Annotated in this window: 10 protein-coding genes; 5 read left to right on the top strand and 5 right to left on the bottom strand. The window is 71.2% G+C overall.

Translation table 11 applies throughout. The annotated features are described in order from the left end of the window. The first annotated feature begins 55 nt into the window (after nucleotides 1–55). Nucleotides 56–1,393 carry a zf-HC2 domain-containing protein gene (locus tag AC31A1_RS35640; RefSeq protein ID WP_489657288.1) on the top strand — a complete coding sequence of 446 codons (1,338 nt, stop codon included), beginning with the start codon at nucleotides 56–58 and terminating at the stop codon, nucleotides 1,391–1,393. A gap of 190 nt (nucleotides 1,394–1,583) precedes the next feature. Here the strand turns inward: AC31A1_RS35640 and purU are convergent, their stop codons facing one another. Beyond that, a complete protein-coding gene (purU, locus tag AC31A1_RS35635; protein WP_033286536.1) occupies nucleotides 1,584–2,465 on the bottom strand; it encodes a formyltetrahydrofolate deformylase in 882 nt (293 codons plus the stop codon). 159 nt (nucleotides 2,466–2,624) lie between these two features. After that, nucleotides 2,625–3,125 (bottom strand): SCO4402 family protein, encoded by a 501-nt coding sequence (locus AC31A1_RS35630; RefSeq protein WP_026150474.1) that lies wholly within the window; start codon nucleotides 3,123–3,125, stop codon nucleotides 2,625–2,627. 117 nt (nucleotides 3,126–3,242) lie between these two features. On the opposite strand from AC31A1_RS35630, the gene AC31A1_RS35625 reads away from it, so the two are divergent. Continuing rightward, complete coding sequence (locus tag AC31A1_RS35625) at nucleotides 3,243–4,553, top strand: ABC transporter substrate-binding protein (protein ID WP_489657286.1); 1,311 nt, start codon at nucleotides 3,243–3,245, stop codon at nucleotides 4,551–4,553. A 54-nt stretch (nucleotides 4,554–4,607) separates the two neighbouring features. On the opposite strand, the gene AC31A1_RS35620 is transcribed toward AC31A1_RS35625, so the two are convergent. After that, the gene (locus AC31A1_RS35620) at nucleotides 4,608–6,395 is read right to left on the bottom strand and encodes a hypothetical protein (protein ID WP_489657285.1); all 1,788 of its coding nucleotides are present in this window, start codon (nucleotides 6,393–6,395) and stop codon (nucleotides 4,608–4,610) included. Nucleotides 6,396–6,595: 200 nt separating this feature from the next. Further along, complete coding sequence (locus tag AC31A1_RS35615) at nucleotides 6,596–7,981, bottom strand: NsdA family TPR-like regulatory protein (RefSeq protein ID WP_489657284.1); 1,386 nt, start codon at nucleotides 7,979–7,981, stop codon at nucleotides 6,596–6,598. Nucleotides 7,982–8,246: 265 nt separating this feature from the next. On the opposite strand from AC31A1_RS35615, the gene AC31A1_RS35610 reads away from it, so the two are divergent. From AC31A1_RS35610 to AC31A1_RS35600, 3 genes are all read left to right on the top strand, one after another. Next, a complete protein-coding gene (locus AC31A1_RS35610; protein ID WP_489657283.1) occupies nucleotides 8,247–8,900 on the top strand; it encodes a bifunctional DNA primase/polymerase in 654 nt (217 codons plus the stop codon). 84 nt (nucleotides 8,901–8,984) lie between these two features. Continuing rightward, nucleotides 8,985–9,758 carry an ABC transporter ATP-binding protein gene (locus AC31A1_RS35605; RefSeq protein WP_489657282.1) on the top strand — a complete coding sequence of 258 codons (774 nt, stop codon included), beginning with the start codon at nucleotides 8,985–8,987 and terminating at the stop codon, nucleotides 9,756–9,758. Next, entirely contained in the window at nucleotides 9,755–11,362 is a 1,608-nt protein-coding gene (locus AC31A1_RS35600) for a transporter (RefSeq protein WP_489657281.1), read from the top strand. The genes AC31A1_RS35605 and AC31A1_RS35600 overlap by 4 nt, the downstream gene beginning before the upstream one ends. Before the next feature lie 101 nt (nucleotides 11,363–11,463). Here AC31A1_RS35600 and AC31A1_RS35595 read toward each other — a convergent pair. Continuing rightward, a partial coding sequence (locus AC31A1_RS35595) for an alpha/beta fold hydrolase (RefSeq protein ID WP_489657287.1) occupies nucleotides 11,464–11,575 on the bottom strand: 112 nt, incomplete at its 5' end.

Genomic DNA, 11,575 nt, shown 5'->3' with positions numbered 1-11,575 from the left:
GGGTGGGCCTGAGGACGGGCACCCTGTGAACGACGGCTCCGGGAACGGCGGTTCGGTGAACGACGACGGTGACGGCGACGGCATGCGGGGTGGGCCGGGCGGTCCTGACAGCGGTGCTTCCGGGAGCGGTGACGGCTCGTACGGCGGGCCCGGCAGTCCCGACGGTGACTCCATGAGCGGTGAGGGGGAGCCGCCGCGGATTCCGATGCCGCGTGCCTCCGTGGAGGACACCGGCCGCCCCCTCCCCGAGCTCGGCGCGGCCGAGTCCCGGGCCGTGCCGCTGGTTCTGGAGCACCGGGTGCTGAAGGCGCTGCTCGGCGCGTGGGCGCTGGCCGCGTGCTCGGCGGCGGAGACGGCGGCCGTGGAGGAGCACCTCGGCGAGTGCGGGGCCTGCGCGGACGAGGCGCTGCGGCTGCGCGGCGCGGTCGGGCTGCTGCACCCCGTCGAACCCCTCGACCTCGACCCCGGCCTGCGCACCCGCGTCCTGACCAGCTCCTTCGACCGCCGACCACCGCGCATCCCGGTACCGGAGTGGGCGACGCCGTACGACGCCGAGACCGCCCGCCTGGATGCCCTGCTGCAGGACATAGGTGACGCCGAGTGGCACGCGCCCGTGCGGCTGCGCTGGTTCGAGGGCGACGGGCCGACGAGCCGTCGTACGACTGTCGCCGGGGTCATCGCGCACCTGCTGACCGTCGACGGCCTGGTCGCGGCGGCGCTCGGCCTCGACGACCCGCTGACCGGGGAGACCGTGAAGCCGTCGACGCCGGCGTCACGCACCGAGGCGTACTGGAAGTCGTCGCACTTCCCGCCGACCCGGTCCATCCGCGCACCCTGGCGCGAGCAGAGCCACAACATCGTCCGCACGGTGTCGTTCACCGGCGGCAGCACCGGCAAACTGGCCGTCTCCTACGGCGACTTCGAGCTTCCGTTGCACGATGCGATGCTCGACCGGGCCTTCGAGTGCTGGGTGCACGCGGGGGACATCGCGGAGGCGGTGGACTACCCGTACGATCCGCCGTCCCCTCGCTACCTCAACCGGATGATCGACCTGGCCGCGCGCATGCTCCCCGTGGTCCTCGCCGATCGGCGGCGGCATGGCTTGGCTTCGCCGGGGAGCGGGCGGCACCTTGTCGGGGTCGGGGAGCCTGGTCGTAGCCTGCGGCTGGAGATCGAAGGGCATGGCGGGGGTGAGTGGTTGATCGCCCTCGACTCGCCCGGCGCGGTGGGGTCCGCGGAGCGGGAGGTCGCCCATATCGCCCTGGACGGCGTGGAGTTCTGCCACCTGGCCGCGGGGCATGTGTCACCGGAGGAGGCGGCCGCGGGGCAGCTCGGTGACCGGGAGGCGATCCGGGATGTGCTGTTCGCCACGGCGTCGTTGAGCCGGATGTAGGGGCTCGTTCGGGTTCGTCGGCGAGTGGCGGGTGCGTTGTGGCTGGTCGCGCCCACGCGGCGGAGCCGCATATCGACACAGCCCCGCGCCCCTTGAGTACGGGCAGTGGTCCCACCTAAGGGGCGCGGGGAACTGCGCGACCAGCCCCCACGCACCCGCAGCCGCCCCTCAAAGGCGACCCCCCGCACTCCTAGGCGAACACCACAGTCCGGCGCCCGTTCAGCAGAATTCGGCGCTCGGCGTGCCACTTGACGGCCCGTGCCAGCGCCTGGCACTCCACATCGCGCCCGATCGCCACGAGCTGGTCCGGCGTCACGTCATGCCCCACCCGCTCGACCTCCTGCTCGATGATCGGGCCCTCGTCGAGGTCGGCGGTGACGTAGTGCGCGGTCGCCCCGATCAGCTTCACACCCCGCAAGTGAGCCTGGTGATACGGCTTCGCGCCCTTGAAGCTCGGCAGGAACGAGTGGTGGATGTTGATGATCCGCCCGCTGAGCGCCTTGCAGAGGTCGTCGGAGAGGACCTGCATGTACCGGGCCAGGACGACGAGTTCGACGTTCTCCTCGCGGACCAGGTCGAGGACCCGCGCCTCAGCCTCGGCCTTGTTGTCCTTCGTCACCGGGATGTGGTGGAAGGGGATGTGGTACGACTCCACCAGCTCGGCGAAGTCCGTGTGGTTGGACACCACCGCCGCGATCTCCACCGGCAGCGCCCCGATCCGCGCCCGGAACAGCAGGTCGTTCAGACAGTGCCCGAACTTGCTGACCATCAGCACGACCCGCATCCGGTCCGCGGCCCGGTTGATCTGCCAGTCCATGTGGAAGGAGTCACCGATCGCCGCGAAGCTCGCCCGCAGCTTCTCCACCGTCACCGGCGACTCCGCCGAGAAGTGGACGCGCATGAAGAACAGTCCCGTGTCGTGGTCGCCGAACTGCTGGCTGTCCTCGATGTTGCAGCCGGTCATGAAGAGGTAGCTCGACACGGCGTGCACGATGCCCTGCTTGTCGGGGCACGACAGGGTGAGGACGTACTGGTCGGCGAGTGCCGCGGCTCGGGTGGACTGCGCGTTCATGCAGGACAGGGTCCCATATCCCCCCGAACGGAGGCACCGCCGTCCGCCACGCGGACCCACCCGCACCAACTAAACGCACGGCGCGTTACCAAGGGGCGCGGGGAACGGCGCGACCAGCCCCCACGTACCCGCACTCATCGACGCAACCGCAACCCAGCCTTACGCGGACCGCGTGATGATCTGCAAAACCTCAAGCGTCCGCGGCGGCGTATCCGGGTCGTCGCCGTCGCTCACCGCCATCCGGACATGCGCGTCCCGCGCCGCCCGTACCGCGTCCGGCCACGCCTCGTGGTCGACGTACACGGAGACATGGGCGTCGGGGCCGACCTGGTGCATGATCCGCAGGACGCGCAGGACGGCGGTGTCCACGAGGGCCGCCTCCTGGGAGTCGCGGAAGATCGTGCCGACGTACTTCTCGGCGGACCAGTTGTCGAGCCAGGTGTCCTCGACGAGGCGGTAGACGGCGTCGGTGACGTCCCCGTACCCGTCGACACCGGCCAGCCAGACGTTCTGCTGGAACGCCGGATCGGAGAGCATGTGCAGCGCGGAACGCACGTTGCTGCGCCAGCGCCACCAGGGCATGTCGTTCAGTGGCATGCCGCCCATGGTGGAGGAGCGACGGGGGCGACGGGAAGAGTTCTCCGAACCTTGCACGGTCATCGATCGTACGTTCCTCGTCACACACACAGGAACGCCCCCCGTAATTCACCTCCGCGTCACTACTTGTTGACCCCGAGTCACTCCTCGGTTTGTGGTGTGGCGGAAGCGTGTCTGTCCATGACAGGCAGGCGACGCAACCGCAGCACCTTCCTCCTCACCTTCACCCGGCCCGTCAGAGCGACCGTCCTGTCGGCGGCGGCTCTGGGGGCGTGTGCGTCGCTCGTGGCCGGCTGCGGGGTCATCCCCGGCACCACGGGGGGCGCCGCGGACAACTCGATCACCGTCATGACCTGGGCGCCGTGGGACACCGGCGCGACCAACAAGCCGGGCATGCCCGCCATGGCGACGGCGTACGCGAAGTGGATCAACAAGCATGGCGGTATCAACGGCCGCAAGCTCAAGGTCCTGACCTGCAACGACCACAACACGAACGTGGCCGCCGCGAAGTGTGCCCGGCTGGCCGTGCAGAAGAACGTCGTCGCGGTCGTCGGTTCCTACAGCGAGTTCAGCGACTCGTACTTCGCCCCGCTGGAGGGCGCCGGCATCCCCTACATAGGCGGCTACGGCGTGACGACCGAGGAGTTCACCCGCGCCCTGTCCTACCCCGTCAACGGCGGCCAGCCCGCGCTCCTGGCGGGCCTCGGCAAGGAACTCGCCCCGACCTGCGGCCCGGTCACCCTCGTACGGCCGGACTCCATCGCCGGCGACGACCTGCCCCCGCTGCTGAACGCCGGGCTCGCGGCGGGCGGCCACGCGGCGGCGACCGACCAGCTCGCGGCCGACGACGCCACCGAGTACTCGGCCCAGTCGACGAGCGCCCTGGAGAGCGCGAGCGGCGACTCCGGGAAGGAGGGCTGTGTGGTGCCCTCGCTCGGGGACCGCACCGACACCTTCATGGACTCCTTCCGGCGCGACCGCCAGGACTATCCCGCGGTGCACGCCGCGACCGTGCTCGGCAGTGTCGACCAGACCGAGATCAACTCCACGGGCGGCCAGTCCGGGCCGTACGAGGGGTCGTACATCACGGGCTGGTACCCGGTCGCGAGCGACGCGCGCTGGGACCCGATGAAGAAGGCGATCAACGAGGTGGCCTTCGGCGACAACCGCATCGACCCCGCGGACGCGGGGGTGCAGACCACCTGGATCGCGTACACCGCGTTCAAGACCGTCGTGAACTCGCTCGGCAGCGGTGACATCACCGCCGACACCGTGCGCCGCGCCCTCGACGACGGTGTGAAGGTCGACACGGGCGGGCTCACGCCGACGCTGCAGTGGAGCCCCCGCGACGACAACCTGGCCTCGGTGGGCCTGGCCCGGCTGGTCAACGCGAACGTGACTCTTCAGGTCGTACGGAAGGGCGTTCTGGTGTCCGCGAAGAAGGGCTTCTTCGATATGACGAGGACGCTGGACAGCGCGGACCTCGACTGAGATCCGCGCTGTCGGGAGTGCCTGTCGGGAATGCGGAGTGCCTGTCGGGAGTGCTCAGAGCTGGGTCGGCTGGCGCTTGGTCAGGCCGTAGGTCTTCGCGATCGTGTTCCAGAGGGCGGAGGCCTTGACCTTCTGGTTGCTGGCGACGCCGCTCGCCGCGTTGCCGGCCGCGGTCTGGCCGGTGGTGCGTGCCTGGCCCTTCTTGCAGCCCTTCTTGCCGGCAGCCTGGTCGGCCCAGGTCGCGTAGTGGTTGTCGGCCGACGCTGACGCCTTCCACGCGTTGGTGAGCGCGGTCGTCAGAGCCGCGTTGTCCGGCAGCTTGTCCACCGTCAACTGCGAGAGCTTGGTGACCAGTTCGGCCCGCTGCTTGGCCGCGTCCCGCAGGTCGGAGGCGGACTCGCCGAGCTTGTTGCAGGCCTTCACATTGCCGACGGCGTTGATCACCGAGGCACGGCTGCTGCCGCTGTCGGCGAGCAGCTTGTCCAGGGCGACGGCCTGTTCCTTCGCGGCATCGGTGCCCGCCGACGAGGAACCGTCCGTCGCGGCCGAGGTGGCGGCGACCGTCTTGTTGTTGCCGTCGCTCTTGCTGCCGCCCCCGCTGAGCAGCGCCCCGGCGCCGACCCCGAGGATCGCGATACCGACCCCGATCCCGGCGATCAGCGGCACCCGCGAACGGCGCCCGCCCCGGCCGCCGTCGTCGCCCTGAGCGCCACGTCGGCCGCCGCCGTCTCCGGGCGGGGCGTACGAGGGCTGTGCGTACGCCTGCTGCGCGTACGGCGGTTGGGCCTGGCCGTAGCCCTGCTGCCCCGGCTGCTCGGCGCGCGGCGGCTGCTGGAAGCGGGGCATCTGCTGCGTGGACGCGGCGGGCTGCTCGCCCCCGGCGTCGCTGCGGAAGAGGTTGTCGAACTCGGCGGGCGGCTGCCGGTCGTCCGGCCCGCCCGGCCGCGCCCCGTACCCGGGAGCGGCACCCTGCGCGGGCACCGGCGGGAGGAACTGCGTGGGCTGCGCGTCGGGGTGCGCGGCCTGCGGCATCGGCCCGGCGGCCGCGGGCATCTCGGGCGGCAGCGCCCCGGGCCCTACGGGCGGGATGAACTGGGTCGCGCCCTCGTCCATGGGCGCGGCGGGCACCGGCGGCAGGAACTGGGTGGCACCCTCGTCGCCGGGCATGTTGACCACCGGCGGGATGTACTGCGTCGCGCCCTCGTCGGCGGGCGGCAGCGGGGCGCTCGGGAACGCGGGGGCCGCGGCCGGGAGGAGGGCGGCACCGGACGGCTGCTGGTGCGCGTCGGAACCGGAAGCGCCGTATCCGTAGCCGTAGTTCTGCGCGGCGGCCTGGGGTATGGCGGGCGACTGGTCGGAGGCGTAGCCCGCGCCGACGTACCCGGCGGCCGGCTCCTGGGCGTAACCCGACGGGTACTCCTGTGCGTACGACTGCTGCTGCACGCCGTAGGCCGCGTGCTGGGCGCTCTCCTGGGGCAGGGCGCCCGGCTGGCCGGGGATGCCGTCCTGGGCGCCCCACGGGGCCGGAGCGGGCTGCTGCTCGGGGGCGGCGCCCCACTGTTGCTGCGGCTGCTGTTGCTGGTCTCCCCAGCCCTGGCCCGGCGGCGGGGCCGGGCTCTGGTGCTGGTGGTGATGCTGCTGGTCGTGCTGGTCGGGACCCCACGGCCCGCCCCAGGACTGGCCACTGGTCGGGGGTGCTATCGAGGGCTGTCCGCCCGACTGCTGGTCACCGCGTCCGCCCGTCATACCCGGCAGGAGGGGTGCGCCTCCGTCGGAGGGCAGCACGATGCCTTCGCGCGCGGGCCGCGCCGAGGGCTCCTCGCCCTGTCCACTCTGCGTCACCGGGACTCCTACGAATGGGGGACCTTCGGGATCGTCGGCTCACGCTACCGGGTACCCCGAGCCCGGTGCCACGCAGCACTGGACTGGACCTGCCCTCTTGTGACGGCGGTAACAGTCCCGGACCCGCGTCCGCTCCAAGTGCCGCTGTCCGCACTCCTTTCCGCACCGGAGCGGTGTTCACCTGCTGGTCCCCCCGCCGTTCACGCGGCGGACTGCAACTCCATCCGCGCTCCGAACTCCCGCACCACCGGCTCGTCCCGGTACGGCTCCAGGCGCTGCTGGAAGTCGTCCAGGTACTCGGCGCCCCGGTTGGACCGCAGCGAACCGAGCAACTCCACTGCTTTCAGGCCCGTGTTGCAGGCCTGCTCGATCTCGCGCTGCTGCACCTGCGCGCTCGCGAGGAGGACGTAGCCGATGGCCCGGCGGCGCGCCCGCGACTCCGGGTGCCCGTCCAGGGACTCCTGCGCGGACCGGGCCGCCGCCTCGGCCTGGCCCAGGTCGCGGTGGCAGTGCGCCAACTCGTCGGCGAGATAGGCCTCGTCGAAGTGCGCGATCCACGCCGGGTCGTCACCGGTCGACGGATCCGCCGCGTCCAGCGCGCTCACCGCGCGCCCCGACGCGAGCTGCGCCGACCGCGCGTCCCCCATCAGGGCGTGCCCGCGCGCCTCCGCCGCGTAGAACATCGCCTCGGCTCGCGGGGTCACACGCCCCCGTGCCCCCTCCTGCGCCGCCCGCGCCAACTGCGCGATCTCACGCGGGTTCCCGAGCTGCGCGGCGAGGTGACTCATGGACGCGGCGAGCACGTACCCGCCGTATCCCCTGTCCCCCGCCGCCTGGGCGAGGCGGAGCGCCTGGATGTAGTACCGCTGCGCCAGGCCGGGTTGACCCGTGTCCACGGCCATGTAGCCGGCGAGTTCCGTCAACCGGGCGACGGCGGCGAACAGTTCACGCCCCACGGCCTCCCGGTACGACCCCGCCAGCAGCCCGGAGACGACACTGTTGAGGTAGTGCACGACGACCGGGCGCACATGCCCGCTGCCGTATTGATGGTCCAGCTCGCTCAGCGCCTGGGTCATCGCGCGCACGGCCGCCACGTCGGACGGGCCCACCCGCGGCCCCGCCGCACGGGCGACCTGGGAGTCCGGCGAGGAGATCAGCCAGTCACGGCTCGGCTCGACCAGCGCGGACGCGGCGACCGACGAACCGGACAGGAAGTCCCGGCGCCCCACGTCGCTGCGCCACAGCTCACACACCTGCTCGATGGCCCCGAGGACGGTCGGCGAGAACTGGAGCCCCACGCCCGACGCGAGGTTCTTGCCGTTGGCCATGCCGATCTCGTCGATCGTGACCGTACGGCCCAGCTTGCGGCCCAGTGCCTCGGCGATGATCGCCGGAGCCCGCCCGCGCGGCTGCTGTCCCCGCAGCCAACGGGCCACGGACGTCTTGTCGTAGCGCAGGTCGAGACCGTGCTCGGCGCCGCACATGTTGACCCGGCGGGCCAGCCCGGCGTTCGAGCACCCCGCCTCCTGGATGAGCGCCTGCAGCCGTTCGTTCGGCTGCCGCGCGACAAGTGGCCTTGCGGCCATGGCGTACCCCCTGGGAACAACCCCTGAAGCGAAAAGATCCGGCCGTGAAGATCAATGCCCAGCGAACATGGTGAAAATGCGAAGCATGCGAAGAATGCCGGGGTAAAAGCTGGTGCTCGCCCCACACCTGGCTACCCAACTCCCGCTGTCGTTCCTCCCGCGCGCCCCCGCACATGCATCCATGCGCCCCAGTTGCGGAATCGATGCCCCTCCCCCGCGCGCGCTACGCCCGTAACTCCAGGTGGGTGCGGGAGTTGTGTTGGGCGTGGAAGAGACGATCGCGGGCACCGAAGCCGCTCAGATTCCGAAGCAGCGCGGGGAATCGCTGCTGGAGACAGCCGTACGCTACGCCGAGGAGCGCCACTGGGACGTCTTCCCCGGCACCTGGCTGGAAGCCGTCGACGGGGTGCAGCACTGCTCCTGCGGCGACCCCGCGTGCGCCGCACCCGGCGCACACCCGGCGCGTGAGGACTGGGCGACGCAGGCGACGGGCAGCGCGACGGTCGCGCGGCGGATGTGGCAGAAGCAGCCGGCGGCTTCGATTCTGTTGCCCACGGGGCGGACGTTCGACGCGATTTCCGTTCCGGAGACCGCGGGGTTTCTCGCGCTGGCCCGGATGGAGCGGATGGAGTTGACGCTGGGGCCGGTGACGTTGACTCCGTCGCGGCGGATGGAGTTCTTCGTGCTGCCCGGGGCTTCGGTGAAGGTGCCGGATCTGGTGCGGAGGATCGGGTGGGCGCCGGCGTCGTTGGATCTGGTGGTGCTGGGTGAGGGTGCGTATGTGGCTGCGCCGCCTACGCGGTTCGGGTCTCGGGGGGCTGTGCAGTGGGCCTGCCGGCCTACCGCTGCGAACCGGTGGTTGCCGGATGCGGAGGAGTTGATCTCGCCGCTCGCCTATGCGTGTGGGCGGGATCGGTAGCGCTGGCGAGTGCGGGCCGGTGGGGGCTGGTCGCGCAGTTCCCCGCGCCCCTTAGGTGGGGCACCTGACCGTAGGGTGCAAGGTATGACGTCAGCCGCCGTTCGCGTACACGGGCTCTGGAAGCGGTTTGGGCAGCAAGTTGCTGTTGCCGGGATTGATCTGGAGTTGCCCGCCGGGAAGTTCATCGGGCTGGTCGGGCCCAACGGGGCCGGGAAGACCACGACCCTCTCCATGGTGACCGGGTTGCTGCGGCCGGATCAGGGGTCCGTCGAGGTGGTCGGGCACGACGTGTGGGCGGATCCCGTGGCCGTGAAGGCGCGGATCGGGGTGTTGCCGGAAGGGCTGCGGCTCTTCGAGCGGCTCTCGGGGCGTGAACTCCTCGGGTACAGCGGGCGGTTGCGGGGGCTGCCCGGTGGCGAGGTCGACAAGCGGGCCACGCAGCTTCTCGACGTGCTCGACCTGGCCGGGGCGCAGCACAAGCTCGTCGTCGACTACTCGACCGGTATGCGCAAGAAGATCGGGCTCGCCGCCGCTCTCCTCCACAACCCCGAAGTCCTGTTCCTGGACGAGCCGTTCGAGGGCGTCGACCCGGTCTCCGCACAGACCATCCGGGGCGTCCTGGAGCGCTACACCGCTTCCGGCGCCACCGTCGTCTTCTCCTCCCACGTCATGGAACTCGTCGAGTCGCTCTGCGACTGGGTGGCCGTGATGGCCGCCGGCCGCATCCGCGCCCAGGGCACCCTCGCCGAGGTCCGCGGCGCATCCCCCACCCTCCAGCAGGCGTTCCTGGAACTCGTCGGCGCGGGCGCCCGCGACCACAGCTCCGACCTCGACTGGCTGGGCGGCGGCACCCGATGAGCGAGAGCACCGCAACGGCCTCGATCACACCCGTCGTCGTACGCCTGAAGCTGTCCCTGCTCCGCAATGGTCTACGGCAGTCCGGTGGCCGGCGGGCCGCGTACGTCGCGTCGGCGGTCGTGGCGCTGCTGTTCGCCGCGCTCCAGTTGCTGGGGCTGATCACGCTGCGCGGGGACAGGCACGCGGTCTCCGTGGTCGTGCTCCTGGTCGCGGTACTGGGGCTGGGCTGGGCGGTGATGCCGCTGTTCTTCCCGTCCGGTGACGAGACCCTCGATCCAACTCGCCTGGTGATGCTGCCACTTCGGCCCCAGCCCTTGGTACGGGCGCTGCTGGCGGCCTCGCTGGTGGGCATCGGCCCCCTGTTCACGCTGGTGCTCCTGCTGGGGTCCGTGATCGCGGTGGCGCACGGGCCCGCCGCGTACGTCACGGCCGTTTTCGGCGTCGCCCTCGGGCTGCTGATCTGCGTGGCCCTCGCGCGGGCGGTCGCCGCGGCCAACATCCGTCTGCTGACCAGCCGCAGGGGTCGGGACCTGGCGGTGCTGAGCGGGCTGGTGATCGCGGTCGGGGCGCAGTTGGTCAACTTCGGTGTGCAGCGCCTGGGTTCGTCCGGGCTGTCCCAACTCGACCCGGCGGCAGAGGTGTTGCGCTGGGTGCCGCCCGCGTCGGCGGTCGGCGCGGTGGACTCGGTGAGCAAGGGCTCGTACGGCCTGGCGGTCACGCAACTCGCCCTGTCCGTCGGCGCCTTGGCGGCCCTGCTGCTCCTCTGGTCCCGCAGCCTGACCAAGCTGATGACGGCGCCGGACGGCTCGACGCTCCAGTCCGCGGAACCGGCGGCGAAGGACCGGGCATCCGCCGGCGGCCTGGCCCGCTTCCTCCCGTCCGGCCGTACCGGAACGGTCATGGAACGCAGCCTGCGGTACGTGTGGCGCGACCCCAAGACCAAGGCGGCGTGGGTGACTTCGCTGGCGATCGGTCTGATCGTGCCGGTGTTCAACGCGTTGCAGGGCACGGGCTCGGTGTACTTCGCGTGCTTCGCGGCCGGGATGCTCGGCATCCAGATGTACAACCAGTTCGGTCAGGACACGTCCGCGTTCTGGATGGTCGCGATGACGATCTCCACGACGAGGGACGCCTACGCCGAACTCCGGGCCCGTGCCCTGGCGTTGCTGGTGATCACCCTGCCGTACGCGGCGCTCGTGACCGTCCTGACGACAGCGCTGCTCGGCGACTGGTCCCGGCTCCCGGAGGTCCTCGGCCTCTCCTTCGCCCTCCTCGGCGCGATGCTCGCGACCGGCGCCTGGACCTCGGCCCGCTTCCCCTACTCCATCCCCCAGGGCACCCACAAGAACGTCGCCCCCGGCCAGGCCGGCCTCGCCTGGATCTCCATCTTCGGCGGCATGATCTCCGCGGCCCTCCTGTGCGCCCCCGTCATCACCCTCACCATCTGGGCGAACGTCAGCGCGGACGGCGACCAGTGGAGCTGGGTACTGCTGCCGGCGGGTGCGGGGTACGGGGCGGCGCTGACCTATGCGGGCCTACGCCTGGCAGCACCGGGAACAGCGAGGCGGCTACCGGAGATCCTGGCGGCGGTGAGCAAGGGCTGAGGAGAGCTTTTGCTTTTAGGGGCGCGGGGAACTGCGCGACCAGCCACAACGCACCCGCACCCGCCACACAACAGAAGCCCCCCACCGACTAGGCGCCCACCTCACACCAGCACCCCATCAAGAAACGGCTCGATAGCCGCCCGCCAAGCCTCCGGCTGGTCGTAGTGCACCAGATGCCCGGCATCGGCAACCTCCGCATACTCCCCCCGCGGC

It is taken from the genome of Streptomyces sp. P5F9, assembly GCF_057961495.1.
This window is presented reverse-complemented; position numbering and strand designations above follow the sequence as displayed.